At 35.3% G+C, this 18,534-nt stretch carries 15 protein-coding genes; 3 read left to right on the top strand and 12 right to left on the bottom strand.

What is annotated here, in order from left to right; translation table 11 throughout:
- Window positions 1-83: 83 nt before the first annotated feature.
- From ACQY29_RS06590 to ACQY29_RS06545, 10 genes are all read right to left on the bottom strand, one after another.
- On the bottom strand, window positions 84-1,748 hold the full coding sequence (locus tag ACQY29_RS06590) for a diflavin oxidoreductase (RefSeq protein ID WP_428224439.1): 1,665 nt from the start codon (window positions 1,746-1,748) through the stop codon (window positions 84-86).
- Window positions 1,738-2,559 (bottom strand): uroporphyrinogen-III C-methyltransferase, encoded by an 822-nt coding sequence (gene cobA / locus ACQY29_RS06585; protein WP_428224438.1) that lies wholly within the window; start codon window positions 2,557-2,559, stop codon window positions 1,738-1,740. Before cobA ends, ACQY29_RS06590 begins: the two co-directional genes overlap by 11 nt.
- A 216-nt stretch (window positions 2,560-2,775) precedes the next feature.
- Window positions 2,776-3,684, bottom strand: a complete 909-nt coding sequence (gene cysK, locus ACQY29_RS06580; protein ID WP_428224437.1) for a cysteine synthase A — start codon at window positions 3,682-3,684, stop codon at window positions 2,776-2,778.
- A gap of 110 nt (window positions 3,685-3,794) precedes the next feature.
- Entirely contained in the window at window positions 3,795-4,610 is an 816-nt protein-coding gene (epsC, locus tag ACQY29_RS06575; RefSeq protein ID WP_428224436.1) for a serine O-acetyltransferase EpsC, read from the bottom strand.
- Window position 4,611: 1 nt separating this feature from the next.
- Window positions 4,612-5,844, bottom strand: a complete 1,233-nt coding sequence (locus tag ACQY29_RS06570; protein WP_428224435.1) for a sulfate adenylyltransferase subunit 1 — start codon at window positions 5,842-5,844, stop codon at window positions 4,612-4,614.
- A 121-nt stretch (window positions 5,845-5,965) separates the two neighbouring features.
- Window positions 5,966-6,871, bottom strand: a complete 906-nt coding sequence (cysD, locus tag ACQY29_RS06565; protein ID WP_428224434.1) for a sulfate adenylyltransferase subunit CysD — start codon at window positions 6,869-6,871, stop codon at window positions 5,966-5,968.
- 63 nt (window positions 6,872-6,934) lie between these two features.
- Window positions 6,935-7,630, bottom strand: coding sequence for a phosphoadenylyl-sulfate reductase (locus ACQY29_RS06560; RefSeq protein WP_428224433.1), 696 nt, complete (start codon window positions 7,628-7,630; stop codon window positions 6,935-6,937).
- A 464-nt stretch (window positions 7,631-8,094) separates the two neighbouring features.
- On the bottom strand, window positions 8,095-9,597 hold the full coding sequence (locus tag ACQY29_RS06555) for a PLP-dependent transferase (RefSeq protein ID WP_428224432.1): 1,503 nt from the start codon (window positions 9,595-9,597) through the stop codon (window positions 8,095-8,097).
- Window positions 9,597-10,766, bottom strand: coding sequence for a trans-sulfuration enzyme family protein (locus tag ACQY29_RS06550; protein ID WP_428224431.1), 1,170 nt, complete (start codon window positions 10,764-10,766; stop codon window positions 9,597-9,599). The genes ACQY29_RS06555 and ACQY29_RS06550 overlap by 1 nt, the downstream gene beginning before the upstream one ends.
- A 335-nt stretch (window positions 10,767-11,101) precedes the next feature.
- Entirely contained in the window at window positions 11,102-11,809 is a 708-nt protein-coding gene (locus ACQY29_RS06545) for an endonuclease/exonuclease/phosphatase family protein (protein ID WP_428224430.1), read from the bottom strand.
- 293 nt (window positions 11,810-12,102) lie between these two features.
- Here ACQY29_RS06545 and metK point away from each other — a divergent pair, with 293 nt between their 5' ends.
- Window positions 12,103-13,377, top strand: coding sequence for a methionine adenosyltransferase (metK, locus tag ACQY29_RS06540; RefSeq protein WP_428224429.1), 1,275 nt, complete (start codon window positions 12,103-12,105; stop codon window positions 13,375-13,377).
- 56 nt (window positions 13,378-13,433) lie between these two features.
- Here the strand turns inward: metK and ACQY29_RS06535 are convergent, their stop codons facing one another.
- Both ACQY29_RS06535 and ACQY29_RS06530 read right to left on the bottom strand, forming a co-directional pair.
- Window positions 13,434-16,133, bottom strand: coding sequence for a carboxypeptidase regulatory-like domain-containing protein (locus tag ACQY29_RS06535; protein ID WP_428224428.1), 2,700 nt, complete (start codon window positions 16,131-16,133; stop codon window positions 13,434-13,436).
- A 1-nt stretch (window position 16,134) separates the two neighbouring features.
- Complete coding sequence (locus tag ACQY29_RS06530) at window positions 16,135-17,010, bottom strand: GLPGLI family protein (RefSeq protein ID WP_428224427.1); 876 nt, start codon at window positions 17,008-17,010, stop codon at window positions 16,135-16,137.
- Between the two features lie 118 nt (window positions 17,011-17,128).
- Here ACQY29_RS06530 and ACQY29_RS06525 point away from each other — a divergent pair, with 118 nt between their 5' ends.
- Together ACQY29_RS06525 and ACQY29_RS06520 are read left to right on the top strand one after the other, a co-directional pair.
- Window positions 17,129-17,920, top strand: a complete 792-nt coding sequence (locus ACQY29_RS06525; RefSeq protein WP_428224426.1) for a hypothetical protein — start codon at window positions 17,129-17,131, stop codon at window positions 17,918-17,920.
- Window positions 17,920-18,534 (top strand): deoxynucleoside kinase, encoded by a 615-nt coding sequence (locus tag ACQY29_RS06520; RefSeq protein WP_428224425.1) that lies wholly within the window; start codon window positions 17,920-17,922, stop codon window positions 18,532-18,534. Before ACQY29_RS06525 ends, ACQY29_RS06520 begins: the two co-directional genes overlap by 1 nt.

Below are 18,534 nucleotides of genomic sequence, written 5' to 3'. Positions count from 1 at the left end.
AACCCCCAAAGGAGGAATAAGGATTATGAATAATTTACTCTACGTTTCGAGGCTCCCCTCCTTTGGAGGGGTCGGGGGAGGCTCTAATACACGTCTTTTTGATATTTTCCTTGTTCTTCTAATTGGTCTAACACTTCTTTTGCTTTTTCAACCGATATGGTTCGTTGGGAAGCGATTACTTCGATAATCGTGTTTTCGACATCTTTACTCATAGGGTCTTTTTGTCCGCAGATGTAGATAGAAGCACCGTTTTCTAACCATTCGTTAAACTGGCTTGCATTTTCTTTGATTCGATCTTGCACATAAATTTTACGCTCTTGATCTCTGGAAAATGCCGTACTTAATTTGGTTAACACCCCTGTAGATAACCATTCCTGAATTTCGGTTTGGTAATAAAAATCTAAGGCAAAATGTTGTTCCCCAAAGAATAACCAGTTTTTTCCTTCGGCACCGGTAGCATCACGTTGTGCTAGGAAACTTCTAAAAGGTGCAATACCAGTTCCTGGACCAATTAAAATAATATCAGCATCCTCAGCAGGCAAACGGAAATTGTTGTTTTTGTGGATATAGAAATCATAATCGGTATCCAAAGGATAATCAGCTAAAAACTGAGAAGTCAAACCTGTTTTTATAGTATCACCCACTTTAAAACTATTTAAATTTACCGTTAAATGCACTTGTCCGTCGTGTGCTTCGGCAGCAGATGAAATAGAATACAAACGAGGCGCAATAGGATGTAATATAGCTACCACTTCTTCCAAAGTACCCTTTTTAGGCTGGTATTTTTGGATAATATATACTAAATCGGCTTTTTCTTCTGTAATTTCGATATCCAAAACTTTAGCAACATTTTCTAACGATTTTTTAGATAAACCACGAATATTTTTATCCTGAAGTGTAGCCACATCGGTTACATTAAAATAAGCAGCAATACTTTGTAATTCAGCTTCGTTATTTTTTGGAATTAATCCTAAAGCATCTCCAGGTTCGTAAGCCACTTCTTCATTAGGTGTAATTTCGATATGATAGGTTTCTTTATTAGACCCTCTGTCATTCAGTACAATTTTATGCGAAATTTGTCCTGTAAAATTCTGTTTGTGCGATGTTGTTGCTACCGCCGATTTTGCTACCGCTTGGTTTGCCGTTGAAGCATTTCCGAATGCATTTTGTAAATCGGTTTCCCAAGTCGGAATTAAACTCGCATAATCCACATCGGCCTTCACCAATGGCAGTAAACGTGTTGCTCCTTTTTCGGCTAAAACCTCATCTAATAGAACACCTGCATTACAGAATAAAGGATACGAAGAATCACCCAAACCGAAAACCGCAAACGATAATTTATCTAGCTCACCATTAAATGCTTTGATGGCTTCGTAAAAACCAACGGCATTTTGCGGGAATTCGCCTTCGCCTTGCGTACTTACCACAAATAACACCAACGTTTCTTTTTGGAGTTTAGCCAAATCGAATTGGGCAACATCCACACTTTTAGCTTGGATTTTGTTCTTTTTGAAAGTGGCTTGAATTTGCGAAGCTACTTTTTTAGAATTACCTGTTTCGGTACCATATACAATTAATGGTTTTACAGCTACTGCGGTATTTTGAATCGTAGGAACTACTCCTGCCGATTGAATTCCGAAATTCTTAGCTAAATATCCTGCCAAATATCCTTTAGCGTAAATCAGCTCTTCATTGGTGGCATTTTGAACCAATTGTTGTAATAAATTGTTTTTAGTTTCAGATAGCATTTTGATAAATGGTTTTATGATTATCGAAATAAGATTCGGTGTTTGTTTTTTCGGCGAACCAAGCATATTGCTGGTGAAGTGTTACCACTTTTCCCACCACAATTAATGTTGGTACATATTCAAATTCAGGTAAAGGTTTAGTAGCAATATCTTCAAAACTAAATACCTTCGTTTTTTGATTAGGTGTTGTAGCTTGCTGGATGACAGCCACTCCTTTTTCTGGATCTATATTTTGTTCAATTAATTTTTGTGCAAGCACCTCTAGTTTTTGACCACTCATATAAAACACCAGCGTATCACTCGTCGTTGCCCAATCGATCCATTGTTGACTTTCCACATTTTCCAACTCATACAAGGTCAAGAAACGAAGTCCGCGGGAATATCCTCTTGCCGTTAAAGGCATTCCGGTATAAGCAGCAGCACCAAAAGCGGCAGAAACCCCTGGAATAATTTCATACGGAATTTTATTCGCAACCAATACTTGCAACTCATCTAAAATATTAGAGAACAAGGTTGAATCACCACCCTTTAAGCGAAGTACTAGTTTTCCTTGTTGGGCAAAAAGCACAATCAATTCATTGATATCCTGTTGCGGTGTCCAAACGCCTTTAGAACATTGTTTACCTACATAGACAATTTCTGCATCTTTACGAGCATATTCCTCAATAAGTTCAGGCGAAACTAGTCGGTCAGTTAAGACTACATCAGCCTTTTGCAAGTATTTCAAAGCTTTTAAACTAATGAGCTCTGGATCCCCAGGACCTGCTCCCGCTAAGATTACTTTTCCTATATTTTTTATACTTCTTTCCATTTTTAAAACTATGTCTTTGGTTACACAGAGGTTCACAAAGAATACTCAGAGACCCACAAAATTTTGACAGTATTCACCCTAGACCAAAAGCGAACTATTAAATTCACTTGGTCTGAAGAAGAAATACTTCGTGTTTACTCAGTACTTTTTAATAAACTCTAATCGATTGATTTACTTACAAACCTAACAGGTTTTTGAAACCTGTTAGGTTTACCATTAAAACAATCCTTCTATTGAAAGGTATCGTTCTCCTGTATCGTAATTAAAAGTTAATATAGTTGCATCGTCTGGTAATGTTGCTACTTTTTTAGCCACAGCAGCTAAAGAGGCACCTGTTGAAATCCCAACTAAAATCCCTTCTTTTTTAGCGATGTTTCTAGCATATTCAAAAGCATCGTCTTTACTCACTTGAATTACCTCATCAATTAAACCTGCTTGGTAAATTTCTGGAACAAAACCAGCTCCAATACCTTGTAGCGGGTGCGGAGAAGGACTACCACCACTTAAAACAGGTGATAATTCAGGTTCTACTGCAATTACTTTTAGGTTAGGGAATTTATCTTTTAGTACAGAAGCCACTCCTGTAATATGCCCACCTGTTCCTACCCCTGTGATGATATAATCTAATCCTTCAGGGAAATCGGCTAAAATTTCTTGCGCAGTTGTACGCTTGTGTACCTCAACATTCGCTTGGTTATTAAATTGTGAAGGCGACCAAGCGTTTGGAGTAGTAGCAACTAATTCGGCAGCACGCTCAATAGCACCTTTCATTCCTTTTTCGCGTGGTGTTAAATCGAAAGTAGCTCCGTAGATTTCCATTAATTTTCTACGCTCTACACTCATTGATTCAGGCATTACAAGAATTACTTTGTATCCTTTTACTGCTGCCACTAACGCTAAACCAATTCCAGTATTTCCTGAAGTAGGTTCGATAATTACGCTATCTGGTTTTAATAATCCTTTTGCTTCCGCATCTTCAATCATTGCTAGAGCAATACGATCTTTGATACTGTTCCCTGGATTTGCTCTTTCTAATTTGATATATACGTTTTTGTTTCCGTATAATTTATTGATTTTTACTACTGGGGTATTTCCTATTGTTTCTAAAATATTATTTGTTTTCATTTTCTTTTTATTTGTTTAAAGTTTTTTTTGTTTCAAGTTTCAAGTTTCAGGTTCCGTTATTTTTTTACACTAATTACTTTTTACTAATCACTTTTTACTAATTTCTAGTTTCAAATCACATAATTAAGTGGTTCTGGAAATTCACTTTTTTTCTTGATTTCGATTTCGCTTTTGTGATAGACCAAAGAATTTTCTGGTACCGAATGGGTTAACCAAACATTGCCTCCTATCACCGAATTTGTTCCTATCACGGTATTCCCTCCTAAAATTGTGGCATTAGCATAAATTGTCACATAATCTTCAATCGTAGGATGTCTTTTAGCGGATGCGGCATCTTTAGATACTGATAAAGCTCCTAGCGTTACTCCTTGATAAATTTTTACATTTTTACCTATTCTTGTAGTTTCGCCAATCACTATTCCAGTGCCATGGTCGATGAAGAAATTTTCTCCAATCTCAGCCCCTGGATGGATATCAATCCCAGTACGACTATGCACATATTCTGTAATGATTCTAGGTAAAACAGGTACATTCAACTGCCATAACACATTAGCGATTCGATAAGCAGTGATAGCAAAAAAACCTGGATAAGCCACTAGTACTTCTTCTTTTGATTTAGCGGCTGGGTCAAAATTGACTAGGGTTTCTAAATCATTCATCAATACATAATGTAAATCTTCAATTTTGTCAAAGAAAAAATTAGCATACACCACCATTTGATTGGTATCATCGACCGTTTTAGCCAAAATATCTTGCAAATGGATTTGCAATAATTTTTCTTTATTTTGAAAGAATCGATAACTATTATATTCTTGATTAATATCAAACAACCAATTGATTAGTTCGTCAACCCATTGTTCCACCTGTTTTTTGTTGATAGGGCTTTTCGCTCTTTCTTGATTTTTTATATAAATAGAATAAGACATTTTATAAAAACATTAAAGCTCCGACAGTATTATTTGTTGTTTCATCAATTAAAATGGCATTTCCTGTATTTGGATTTTGCGTAAAAGCATCTAAAAACAAATACTGGCTTGTACGCAAACTGATTTGAGCAATGTCGTTTAATTGCACCGTATTCCCTTCCGTAAATTGCCATTCGTTAACATTCCATTTCCGATTTACTTGTTGCACCTTCACACGCACTGTTTTAAAACGATGTTGCAACAAATAGGTTTTCCCAACTTGTAAATCGGAAGTATCCAACCACGATACCCAACTCTCTATCTGATTAGACTCCTTCGGTAATTGATTATTCAGCACAATGGTATCTCCCCGACTGATATCAATATTAGCATCAAAATGCAAGACCACATTATCTCCTGCAAAAACCTGTTCAACTTTTTCTTGATGCTTTTCTATTTTAACAATTGTTGTTTCTATGTTTGCAGGAAAAACTTTTACCTTATCACCTATCTTGTAAGTGCCACTCAACACTGGCCCAGCGTATCCTCTATAATCATGGTTTGCTTCATCCTTAGGACGGATTACCCATTGTACTTGAAAACGAGCTGGTAAATCATCTGTCGAATCAATTTCGATACTTTCTAAAGTCTCTAAAATTGATTTTCCAGAGTACCAAGTTGTATTTTCAGAAGTATTTACCACATTATCTCCCACTAATGCACTAACAGGAATGTAAACAGTCTCATCAAAATTCAATTCCGACTTAATTGTTTCAAAATCGGATTGAATCTGCTTGAAAACATTTTCAGAATAATTCACCAAATCGATTTTATTAATTGCGATAATGGCTTTTTTAATCCCCATTAGCGAACCAATGCTGGCATGACGTCTGGTTTGCTCCGTAATTCCTTTGCGAGCGTCTACTAAAATGATAATTAAATCAGAGTTAGACGCTCCTGTAATCATATTACGTGTGTATTGCTCATGTCCGGGTGCGTCCGCAATAATGAATTTTCTTTTTGATGTCGAGAAGTATTTATATGCTACATCAATAGTAATTCCTTGCTCTCTTTCGGCACGAAGTCCGTCAGTGATTAATGATAAATCGATGTCAACACCTTCTTGTTTGGTTTGTTTTTGCAACACTCCTAATTGGTCTGTATGTATGCTATCAGAATCATATAAAAGCCTTCCTATTAAAGTACTTTTACCGTCATCTACATTTCCTGCTGTTATAAATCGTAATGTATTCATTTTGTTTTCGTTACAAGTTCAAAGTTTAAAGTTTAAAGTTTTTGGTCTGTTTCAAGTTCTACACGTAAAAATCTTCTAACTTCCATCTTCCTTATCCATATTCTGTCATCCAACTTCTCTACTAAAAATATCCTTGTTTTTTTCTGTCTTCCATTGCGGCTTCTGAGAGTTGGTCATCTAAACGTGTTTGTCCTCTTTCGCTGATTCTTGTTTGAATAACGTCTTCAATAATATCATCAATGGTGGACGCTTGTGAAGGAACAGCGGCGGTACACGTCATATCGCCTACGGTTCTGTATCTTACTCGCTCTACCACGACCTCGTCTCCTTCTTGTGGTTGGATGAATGCTGAAGTTGCCACCAATTTGTCCTGGTGGACAATACATTCTCTATCGTGTGCAAAATATAAATTGGGTAACTCGATATTATATTTTTTAATGTAGTTCCACACATCTAATTCGGTCCAATTACTGATTGGGAAAACACGCACATTATGACCTTTTTCAATTTTTCCATTCAAAATATTCCACAATTCAGGTCTTTGTAATTTGGGGTCCCAAGCCCCGAAATCGTCACGAACTGAGAAGATTCGTTCTTTAGCTCTGGCTTTTTCTTCATCACGACGCGCACCACCTATACACGCATCAAATTCATTTTCTTGAATAGTATCTAACAAAGTGTAGGTTTGTAAAGCATTTCGTGACGGGAAACGACCAGCAGTTTCTTTTAAATTGTACTTTTTAATGCTGTCTTCAACACTGCCTACAATTAGTTTTTCTCCAATTTGAGCGACCAACATATCTCGGAATTCAATCGCTTCGGGAAAATTATGCCCTGTATCAATATGCACTAACGGAAAAGGAAATTTTCCTGGTCTAAATGCTTTTAATGCTAGATGAATTAATACGATTGAATCCTTTCCTCCTGAAAATAACAAGGCTGGTTTTTCAAACTGCGCGGCTGTTTCACGAAGAATGTAAATAGCTTCGTTTTCTAATTGTTCTAAATAATCTATATCTTTTTTCATTTATTTTTTTGTTTGAGGTTTCAAGTTCCTTATTTTCTAATTTCTGATTTCTAACTTCTAATTTTATCTATGTAACCCACATTCTTTTTTCGATTGGTCTTCCCACCACCAGCGTCCTGCTCTAAAATCTTCCCCCTCTTTGATGGCTCGGGTACAAGGAGCACAACCAATACTCACATAGCCTTTGTCGTGCAAAACATTATAAGGGACTGTATGCTGTTTGAGATAACTCATCACTTCTTCCAACGACCAGTTTACCAATGGATTATATTTAAATAATTTAAAATTCTGGTCCCATTCTAACAGCGGTACATGTTGACGGTTTTGCGATTGTTCTGCTCGTAATCCTGTTATCCAAAGGTTAGCTCCTTCCAAGGCTCTCTGTAACGGTACAACTTTTCGGATATGGCAACACGCTTTTCTATTTTCAACACTGGCATAAAACCCATTAATCCCATTTTGATTTACATACAACTCTAGCGTAGGTGCCTCTGGATAATATGTTTGTATAGTATTACTGTATTGCAAAAGTGTTTTATCCCACAGGGCGTAGGTTTCTGCAAATAACCTTCCTGTATCGAGCGTGAAAACACTTATATTTTTTAATTGGTTAGTAAAAATTTCATGAGTTATTACTTGGTCTTCAATACCAAAACTCGTTGAGAATACTATTTTCCCTGTAAAATTTTCGCTCAAAAACTTCAGGCTTTCACCTAAATCGTTTGAGTAGTTCAAAAAGTTTTTTATTTGCTCTGTCATAGTGTTTTAGAATAAAAAAAGGCCCCTTGAAATTCAAGAGGCCCGTACCATTATATATATAACCAAAGATTACTGCATACAATACACGACCTCCCTCCGAAGTTGACAACAACAACAGTTTACAGCCATGTTTAGCATTTGTTTATCGAATATGTTACTTGTTTGTTTCATTTTACTTTTACTAATTTTTGGGTATAAAAAAAACTCCTCACAATGCGAGGAGTTTTTCTGATTTTTGATACTATACTATATACACAACCATCTTGCTCCTCAAGAATTTGAACAGCTCATACAACAGTTGATATTTTTTCTATTTGTTTTCATAACTACACTGCAAACTTATAACTTTTTCTTTAAAACAAAAAACAAAAAGTATATTTTTCTTATTTTTATTAACAAAATTATTTTTTATAGAATATTTTTCAGAAGCAAAACATCTTCACTTTCAAAAAAACTACAAAACATTATATTTCAAGAATTTCATTTTCAAAGACTTTTTCAAAGGCTTCGATAATCTCTTCAATAGGCTCCAATCCCACAGAAATACGCAACAATTCTGTATCTATATTATTTACCTCTAAATACGCTCTCCCTTCAGTTGTTTGCATCAAATCGTAATGCGCCAGGTACACATAAGGCATCGTCAAGGTAAATTCAGCCCCTAAACTAGGTCCTTTAAACAAAGGTAACCCATCGTAATAAGTAGACAATTTTGAATCAAAAACCACCGACACCAACCCTGGAATATCAAATGACTTAGCATGACGCTGATAAACCTCTTTAGATTTCCCCACTGTTACACTCATTACTTTGCTAACCCTTGGACTTTTAGATAAAAATGCTATTAATTGCTTCGTTTGCTTTGAAATTTTTTGAACACGTTCTTTATACCCAACAATTTCATACCCTAATCGCTCAATTTCTCCACTAAAGGGCGGAATTACAAAGGCAGTAATTTGCGACAACAACTGAGCATCTTTACACACTATCACTCCCATCAACACATCTGCATGTCCACAGGCAAATTTAGAAAGACTCTCCACGGCCACATCACAAAAATCCATCACAGGACTATTAAAAGGCGTAATTAAGGTTACATCTAAAACCAACAACACCTCATGTTCTTTACAGATTTTATAAACCCGCTCAACATCCAGACATTCTATTTTGGGGTTACTCACAAATTCTGACACCACAGCTGCAATCTGTTCGTGATTTTCTTTGATATAAACTTCAAAAGCATCTAAATCAAACACATCCAAAAACACATGAGCATTTGTGGCACGCTTGCGAATAACTTCCATGGTATCTAAATACAACCAACCAAGCTGTACTAATTGCTTTTTCTTTTTCCCTTTATACGTCTTTGACAAAATACCTTCGCAAACCGCAAAAATCGCATTAGCTCCATTACAAGTCAAAACAACCTCTTCTTCTCGCACCGCATAAGCTTTGGTCAATACATCGTCAATGGTATACAACGCCTTGGAAAACTCAAAACGTTTTTCTTCAAAAAGAACAGGTAACAATCCTAATTTGTACAAACAGTATTCGGCTTGACGCGAACTTACAATCAATCCAGCATTTTGAATATACCCCTTGATTTGAGGAATAACAGGGTCATTTTGACGCACTAACACAAAGGGTAAACCTTCAAAAGTTACCTGTTTCAACTCACAAGAAACCAACGAACAAAGCACTTCATAGGCTTTTTTTGAAGGGAGCGGAAACACAAGATACTCTTTTGAAACCGAAAATTTTTCACAAACCACAGCCACCAATTGCTGTACCCAATGATTTCTAAAAAAACGAGGGTAGCCCGATTTCATTTTTTCTACAACTTCCCAAGCCCCCTCTTCATACCTCACGACATCTTGAATGGTAGGCAAGCTAACTGATACTGCGTGTGGATTTTTTACTGGTATTGATTCCCCACAAGGAATCGATTGACAGGAACTATACATCATTAATACACTTTGCCCACAAGGGTCGTTACAGCTTGTTGCACATCTTCTACCAAATCATTTACATTTTCCAAACCAACTGAAAAACGCACCGTCGCTTTGGTTAGCCCAATTTTCTCTAAATCTTCCTCTGAATACGTAGCGTGGCTCATTTTAGCTGGTAGTTCCACACGCGAATCAGCTGTTCCGAACGATACTTTTTCACCAAATAACTTCGTATTCTTAACTACTGCTTCCGCAATGTAAGCATCCTCAAAATCGACCGTTAAAACTGCTGGAATAATTTTCATCTGGCGCTTGGCCAACTCATATTGCGGATGCGTAACTAGTCCTGGAAACTTAACTGATTTTACTTCTGCAAACGTCAACAATTGCTCCGCTAATACCCTTGCACTCTGTTCTTGCGCTTGCATTCTATACACCAGTGAAGGTAATCCTAGAGAGACCAAAAAAACATCAAAAGGAGCTTGAGCACTTCCATACGCATTAGCATAATAATGCAATTTCTCATACCAATGTGCTTCCTTAGCCACCAGCGCTCCAGCCACCACACTACCATGACCTGAGACATATTTTGTAGCTGAAAAAACCGAAAAATCAGCCCCTAAATCCAGAGGTTTTTGAGAAGCAAAAGTAGCCATGCTGTTATCTACAGCAAAAACACTCCCATATTTTTTAGACAAAGATGCTATCTTAGCAATATCCACAATTTTAAGTCCTGGATTTGTTGGTGACTCACATAATACCAATTTTATAGCGTGCTCTTTCAACAACTGTTCTACCTCATCTTCACGGGTAAAATCGGCATAAAAAGCTTTAATATTATTTTTCTCAAAAAGAATATGCAACAACCTATAAGTCCCTCCATAACAATCTTTTTCCACTAAAACAGTATCCCCCGACTGAAGCACGGTTTCAAACAATAGTGCGATGGCACGAATCCCTGTATTGGTACAAATACATCCAAAACCATTTTCCGCTTTAGCAAAAATAGTTTCCAAGGCATTGCGCGTAGGATTATCTGTACGAGAATAATCGTATAAAAAATCGGAATCTTGCTGACGCTTATAATCAAAAGTAGCCGTGTTGTATATAGGCAAATGGGTAGCACCATAAGCATCTTTGATACCACTGTGCTGGGTTAAATTAGCTAAAAGAGTTTCTATTTTCATTGTTGCGTGTTTTGTTTTACAAAAAAAGCCTCATTACTGAGGCTCATTACTTATTAGTTTTTATGTTGATTAACTATACTAACGCCTCGCTGGAACTAAGTCCATCATAGCGTGCATCATATATAAACCATTGAAAGTCATCTTACATAAAATTTTTACACAGCAAAACTAGATTTATTTATTGTCAAAATAAAATTTTTAGATTATTTTTCTAAATTTTACTACCTACAAATAATTAAATAGAAATTTATTTTAAAAACAAAGACTTTAAAAATTATAAAAACTAAGAAATAGATTTTGAGTAGATTTTGAATTTGGAACAAACAGCTACTTAATTAATCAAACTCATAAAAAATAGGCATGTGGTCACTCAGAGTCAACCATTTATTAGGTTGACCAATTTCTATTTTTCTAGTTTTCTCTAAAAAATCCACAGAACTAAAAACATAATCTATATGGTATGGTTTTTCTAAATTCTTTTGAAAAAATAACGTTGAGACCGATTCTTTTCCATGCTCTTCCTTAAAAACATGATGATAAACACTATGAATATTAATCTCTTGCAATTCCTTAACCACATCAGAATGATTCCACCATCTATCCCACTCATCCCAAATAACATTACTATTAAAATCACCAACAACAAATGATTTTTGCAATTTACTTTTATTAACTTGCAAATATTTCCAAAGTTGACCTATATACCCAAAATTAGGAGAATTATTTCTATGCGTCCAAACAGCAAGCAAAGTAAAATCATCATTAATTTTACATGGTAAAAAATACTTCACTTTACTCCCACGAAATTCATCAGACCATTGCAAGTCTCTCAAAGAAATATCGTGTTTAGCAAACACCCCTAGTCCTTTATTCTTAGTAGTTCCAAGCCACAAATAATTTGAAGCCCAAGCTATATATTTAACATCTTTTGATTCCGCTGGATTTTCACATTCTTGAATCACATAAACATCTGCATCAAACGCTGACAACATCTCAAACTTTTTCCTAAAAGCGCCATTACAATTCCAAGTTACAATTTTCAAAATCTGCTATTTATAATTTTCTACTACTACAAATATAAACATCGCACCGTGGAAATGGAGAAATTCAGAACCAAATCGAGGATGTGCAAAAAGACATTCTTGCTAATTCATAAAAAAAACTAAAATTAACATCAGATTTCAATTTCCTTTCATACATTTGCACCACGTTTACAAGAGGAAAAATTTGAACTGATTGCAACCTCATAAAAAAATGCTAAAGCAGTAACAACTACGCTTTAGGCAATCGCTACAAATTGTTTCCTCACAAATTTTTACAAAACAAAAACTAGTATATGGCTTATTTATTTACGTCAGAATCAGTGAGTGAAGGACACCCTGACAAGGTAGCTGACCAAATCAGCGACGCATTAATTGATAACTTTTTAGCATTTGACCCTTCTTCGAAAGTAGCTTGCGAAACATTAGTTACAACAGGACAAGTGGTTTTAGCCGGTGAGGTAAAATCAAAAACATATTTAGACGTTCAAAATATTGCTCGTGAAGTAATCAAAAAAATTGGCTATACAAAAAGCGAGTACATGTTTGAGGCTAACTCTTGTGGCGTTTTATCAGCTATTCACGAACAATCAGACGACATCAACCGTGGGGTAGATAGAATTACTGCGGAGGCTGATTTTGAAACTAAAGCAAACGCGCAAGGGGCTGGTGACCAAGGTATCATGTTTGGTTATGCAACGAATGAAACAGAAGATTTCATGCCTTTAGCTTTAGACTTATCGCACAAATTATTACAAGAATTAGCTAATTTACGTAGAGAAAACAACGAAATTACCTATTTACGTCCAGATGCTAAGTCGCAAGTAACGTTAGAATACAACGACAATAACAAACCTGTTCGTATAGACGCTATTGTAATCTCTACACAGCACGATGATTTTGCTGAAGAAGCGGAAATGTTAGCAAAAATCAAGAAAGATATTATCGAGATTTTGATTCCAAGAATTATTGCTAAATATCCTCAATACGCACATTTATTCAATGACAAAATTGAATACCACATAAACCCTACAGGTAAATTCGTAATTGGAGGACCACACGGAGATACAGGTTTAACAGGTAGAAAAATTATCGTAGATACTTACGGTGGAAAAGGAGCTCACGGTGGTGGTGCTTTCTCTGGGAAAGACCCTTCTAAAGTAGACCGTTCTGCGGCGTATGCTACACGTCATATTGCTAAAAACTTAGTTGCTGCAGGAGTTGCAGATGAGGTTTTAGTACAAGTTTCTTACGCTATTGGGGTTGCAAAACCTTGTAACGTATATGTAAACACCTATGGCACTGCTAAAAATGGTTTAACTGATGTACAGATTTCTGAAAAAGTAAACGAATTATTCGATTTACGTCCATACGCTATCGAACAACGTTTAAAATTAAGAACACCTATTTACTCTGAAACAGCTGCTTACGGTCACATGGGACGTAAAAACGAAGTAGTAACAAAACGTTTCGTATCACCAACAGGTGAAGTAAAAGAGGTAGAAGTTGAATTATTTACATGGGAAAAATTAGACTTCGTAGCTAAAATTAAAGAAGCTTTTGGGATTTAATCCTATTTGATTATATATATAAACAAGCCCCGCAATTGCGGGGCTTGTTTTATTAATTACAAATTATATTTCATCGAAAAAATCACATAGCGTGGTTGCACGGTATATTGTGACGTTCGCAAGGAAGTTTGACTAAAATTATCATCATTCAAGGAAGTCGTATTTAATAAATTCGTTCCAGAGAGCTTGTATTCCATCTTGCCATTTTTCTTTTGGTAACTTATACTAGCGGATAAGAAATCATATACATTTTTAACTGTCTTGTCCGAGTTATAATAATTATTGTATTCATATTCTGACACAAAAGAGAAAGCATCGAGGAAGAAATAATCTAATTTTACAGAAGGTTTATCATTCACAAAAGTATCCCCATTATATTTGTTTATAGATTTAGAAAAACCAACTTCTACATTGGGCAATTTTCTATAATTCGTAGACACTTTTAACGTATAATTCTGACCAAAACTTTCTGTAGCTTGATTTTCTGCACCTCTTAGGTTATTAAATTTCGACCAATTTACACCAACATTCAAATTAGCTTTATAAAAACGCTCAAAACCACGTCCGTAACCTCCCATCGCATTGATAGATTCATCTGCAAAATTTGAATTGATAGCCGTTTGACTTACGCCACTTGCTTGATTGAATAAAACAGCATTTTTAACCGCTTGCAACTTTCTTGCATAACTAATATTTCCAAAAATATTTTCCTGATTAAACATGCTAAATTTAAAGTATCGCAAACTATGGTTCTGACTCAGTGCATTTTCTAAATTTCTGTTTCCTCTAAACAAAGAATTATAATTCGTAAACACTGCGCCTTGAGCAAATTTATTAACATCGGTAAACTCGTTAGTCAACCCAAAATTATACGATAAGGTTTGTGATTTTTTAATATTCCAAATAGCAAAAAAGTCAGGCAATAGACGGTAGAAATTATCAGTTACTTTAGTGCCCAATTGCTCATTGTATGTAGTGTACTTATGTACGGTAAAACCAGGGGTCAACATAAATTTACCCCACAAAACTTTATAATGAACCCCTACATACAAATCGGAAAAACTATAATTTACATCATTTCCAAAAGCTACATCTGAAATTTCATTCTGTGTTCCATCGTCTAACAATTGAAAAATAGACGACTTAAAATTTTGAAACGAATGTGAACCTCCAAAAGTCAAATTCAAATGACTCTTATTGGTCAGAACATAGTAATAATCTAATTTACCATCTAGCTTATTGGTTTTTACAAAACGTTCCTGATTGATGTCTTTTCTAGTCGTTGAATTATCAAAACCTGGAAAATTAAAAGGTGTAAAACCTAAATTGGCATTATAAAATGGGTCTTCATATTGATACAAATGTTGCAATTCCAAAGCAAAAATATTCTTATCATTTTTAGTGAAATAGGCATTTAAACTTTGATTAATATTCAATGGGTCTTGCTGCTTATTTGTTACAATGGACTGAGACCTATTAATTATTCCAAACGTTTCCTGAAAAGCTTTATTATTCTCATCCTGCTTTGACGTTTTGGCTAACACATCATATTCAATTTGGAGTTTATCTGTTGGCTTATAAGAAGTAGAAAATTTAAACAATCCCAAATTACTTTTCTGTTTCGAAGACTCTTTTTTATTTTCAACAGAAGTAACAACTCCATCCTCATCTAAGAAACTTGTTTTATTACGTGTTTCCAAATCACTTTCGGTTGTAGACATGATAGCAAAACCCGAAAAGTTCAATTTTTTATTTGGATTAAACGAAAAATTAGTCGCCCCAAACTCAGACACAATTTCTTTAGCTCTGTTATTGCGAAGCAAAGAAATCCCTAAATCATTAGAGGTTACATTAAAACTTGTTCCGCTACGACGCCCCATATTTCTAAAACCTCCCGTAAACTTAAAATAGTCTTGTATGGTCAACGGTAACTCTCCAATATTATTGAGGTTTCCTATAAAATTCAAACTGTATTTTGGATTATAGTAAAACAATTTTGGGTTTACCAAATACCTCTCGTCGGTATGAGCAACGCCAGCTCCGGCTGTCAAATCCCCAAACCAGAAATTCTTTTTACCTGATTTCAATTTGATGTTCATGGCTACATTTTCCTCATTGTTTTCAACGCTTTTCAACGCTCCCACTTCATTGAAGTTACGCAATACTTGCACTTTATCGATAGCATCAGCTGGAATATTTTTAGTACCAAGTTTTGTATCTCCATCAAAGAAGTCCTTCCCTTCCACCATCAGCTTGGTCACTTTTTTGCCTTCTACCTCAACTTCACCATTGGCATTTACTTCCACGCCAGGTAATTTTTTAAGCACATCTTCGAGTTTGCGTTCGGTTCCAGTTTTAAACGAATCCGCATTATAAATGAGGGTATCCCCTTTGACAGAAACAGGCATTTGTTTGACCACTTCCACTTCAGATAATTGATTTGCGTCTGCTAATAAGGTAATGCTCTTACTAACATCTTTATCTTGAGTGGTTAAAGCTATATTTTTTGTTTTCAATCCTAAAAAGGAAAAACGTACGTTGTAGCTTGAATTTGCTTTTAAATTCAGCTGAAACCTCCCTTTATCACTGGTTATAGAATAGGCATCGACGGCTTTTGTAACTTGATTTACAGCCATTACATTTGCCATTTCAAGAGGTAGCCCTGTCGTGTCTTTTACAATTCCTTCGAATTTAATGTTTTGAGCAAAATTTATTTGAATAAAAAATAAGGCAATTAGAAATACTATTTTTCTCATATTAATTCCCCATTCTAATATGCATACCGTCTCTACCTCCACGACTTTGGAAAGAATCCATCATTTCTTGCATTTTAGCTTTCGAAATTTCGTCATATTCCTTTTGTGTTACAACTTTACCGTTAGTTGGAGCTTTAATTTCTTTCTTATCCTTTATATTCAAAGCTACCGTTGTACAAAGAATTACGGTTTTATCTTCATTTATTTCTAAAATTAATCCAGGCAACCCTTGATAATACCCAGGACCATTACTCACTGGAATATCTGGGGTGTACCAAGCTGTAATTTCAATTTCCTTTTTAATTTCAGGCAATAAATTAGTTCCTTTTTTTGTTTCTTCTGCCGTTTGATTTTTCTCCATTTCCTTTTGTGCACGTTCGCGCATATCACGAAACTTATAACTTGCATTAGGAATTACGGCAGTTGCCTTGAAACACAAATAATCACCTATTTGCTTTGTCTCTTGCGTTAATTGCCACTTGATAGTTGTTAGTGTATCTTTAATTAAAAATTCTTTACCCATCAAATCGCGGTCATTAACAAAACGATTTTCTTTAACATTTTTAAAAAGTGTTCCACCTCCCATACCAAAACGCATATTCATTCGCATACCGCCTCCTGTAGGAGCCTCTAATTTTTCTTCTTCTTTATACAAAGAACTTGTTTTATCAAAATTTAGTATAAACGTTTTTTCTAAATTTTTCTTGATGCGCTCTTCCATTTGCGCCTTCATTTCTGGAGTCAAATCTCTACCACTAAATCGTGCAGATAAATTAGGCATTTGTGTTTTGGACTGATACACAGCCATTCCTTGAAACTCTTGAGCTGACATAACGGCACTCCCCATAAGCCAGATAAAAGCAATTATTTTTTTCATGATGTTCGATTTATGTTTTCAAATTTGACTATTTCTTCTAATTTTTGTTACCAATTTTTTGTTAAATCTTCCATTAGACCTCGATGAAACCTAAAGGTTTAATTCGTAAATTAGTTTCATGAAAAAAATAATTTGTTTCGTCATACTATTTTGGACCAGCTTGCATTTTGGTCAATATCGAAATATTGTAGCTTCGCAAATGCATTCCCAATTTATTGAGGCTGACACCTACTTGGGTGAAGATACGATGGGGCACCAATATTTTATAAAAAACAACGCGCTTTTTAAATTAAAAGGAAGTGAAAAATGGCAATATAAAAACATCAGCCTGGGGAAAATTACCGCTGTAGATGTACACAATCCGTTACGTATTTTAGTTTTTTATGAAGCTTTCAACACCCTTATTGCTTTAGACAACCAATTAAATGAAGTCCAAAAAACCAATTTCAATGAACTAACAACACCCATTATAACCACCGCCATGGGTACCGCTTCACAGAATAACTATTGGTTGTTCAATCAAAACAACCAACAATTAGTGTTATACAATTACATCCATCAAACAATACAAAACATAGGCTTATTTTTTGAACAACCTATAAAAACGTACCATACTCAATTCAACTATTTTTATTGGGTGGACAGTCTGAATCGCTATTTTAGATGTGATTTATTTGGCAAGAAAGAGTTGCTGGCTCAACTCCCTGCCTATGACAACTTGTATTTTTCAGAAGAATCGATAGTTATTTACCAAAAAGATGACAAGATTTTCCTTTATGATGTTAAAAAACAAGAAAATATTTCTACAGAAATATCACAAAAAAGCATCAAAAGTTGCTATTACAAAAACCAAAATTTAGCTATTTTTACCGCAGAAGGAATAACGAATTACAAAATAAATTTACCCTAATGCATATAGCCGTTGCTGGAAACATAGGTGCTGGAAAAACCACACTCACCCGATTATTATCCAAACACTTTAAATGGGAACCCCACTTTGAAGATGTAGATGAAAATCCGTATTTGGATGATTTTTATCACTCCATGGACCGATGGTCATTTAATTTACAAATCTATTTCTTGAACAGTCGTTTTCGTCAGATTTTAAAAATCAGACAGAGTGGCAAGAAAATCATTCAAGACCGTACCATTTACGAAGACGCACATATTTTTGCTCCTAACCTACATGCTATGGGCTTGATGAGCAACCGCGATTTTGAAAATTATAAATCTCTGTTTGAATTGATGGAAAATCTGGTGGGCGCTCCAGACCTATTAATCTACTTGAGAAGCTCAATTCCCAACTTGGTTGGGCAAATTCACAAACGCGGACGTGATTATGAAAACTCCATCTCGATTGACTATTTAAGTCGCTTAAACGAGCGTTATGAAGCTTGGATTCAAACGTATAACAAAGGAAAATTATTAATTATAGATGTAGACAATATCAATTTTGTAGATAACCCTGAAGATTTAGGAATGATTATCAACAGAATTGACGCTGAAATTAACGGATTATTCTAA

Source organism: Flavobacterium sp. (assembly GCF_965262375.1).
Lineage (GTDB): Bacteria > Bacteroidota > Bacteroidia > Flavobacteriales > Flavobacteriaceae > Flavobacterium.
The sequence above is the reverse complement of the archived record's forward strand: the minus strand, read 5'-3'. Positions and strand labels throughout refer to the sequence as shown.

What these genes read in the sequence shown, in the direction of transcription:
- cysD (WP_428224434.1), bottom strand. Translation starts at nt 6,871, where the DNA reads ATGAAAAAAGATATAGATTATTTAGAACAATTAGAAAACGAAGCTATT.
- cysK (WP_428224437.1), bottom strand. Translation starts at nt 3,684, where the DNA reads ATGAAAACAAATAATATTTTAGAAACAATAGGAAATACCCCAGTAGTA.
- ACQY29_RS06530 (WP_428224427.1), bottom strand. Translation starts at nt 17,010, where the DNA reads ATGAAAAAAATAATTGCTTTTATCTGGCTTATGGGGAGTGCCGTTATG.
- ACQY29_RS06535 (WP_428224428.1), bottom strand. Translation starts at nt 16,133, where the DNA reads ATGAGAAAAATAGTATTTCTAATTGCCTTATTTTTTATTCAAATAAAT.
- epsC (WP_428224436.1), bottom strand. Translation starts at nt 4,610, where the DNA reads ATGTCTTATTCTATTTATATAAAAAATCAAGAAAGAGCGAAAAGCCCT.
- cobA (WP_428224438.1), bottom strand. Translation starts at nt 2,559, where the DNA reads ATGGAAAGAAGTATAAAAAATATAGGAAAAGTAATCTTAGCGGGAGCA.
- ACQY29_RS06520 (WP_428224425.1), top strand. Translation starts at nt 17,920, where the DNA reads ATGCATATAGCCGTTGCTGGAAACATAGGTGCTGGAAAAACCACACTC.
- ACQY29_RS06550 (WP_428224431.1), bottom strand. Translation starts at nt 10,766, where the DNA reads ATGAAAATAGAAACTCTTTTAGCTAATTTAACCCAGCACAGTGGTATC.
- ACQY29_RS06570 (WP_428224435.1), bottom strand. Translation starts at nt 5,844, where the DNA reads ATGAATACATTACGATTTATAACAGCAGGAAATGTAGATGACGGTAAA.
- metK (WP_428224429.1), top strand. Translation starts at nt 12,103, where the DNA reads ATGGCTTATTTATTTACGTCAGAATCAGTGAGTGAAGGACACCCTGAC.
- ACQY29_RS06555 (WP_428224432.1), bottom strand. Translation starts at nt 9,597, where the DNA reads ATGATGTATAGTTCCTGTCAATCGATTCCTTGTGGGGAATCAATACCA.
- ACQY29_RS06525 (WP_428224426.1), top strand. Translation starts at nt 17,129, where the DNA reads ATGAAAAAAATAATTTGTTTCGTCATACTATTTTGGACCAGCTTGCAT.
- ACQY29_RS06560 (WP_428224433.1), bottom strand. Translation starts at nt 7,630, where the DNA reads ATGACAGAGCAAATAAAAAACTTTTTGAACTACTCAAACGATTTAGGT.
- ACQY29_RS06590 (WP_428224439.1), bottom strand. Translation starts at nt 1,748, where the DNA reads ATGCTATCTGAAACTAAAAACAATTTATTACAACAATTGGTTCAAAAT.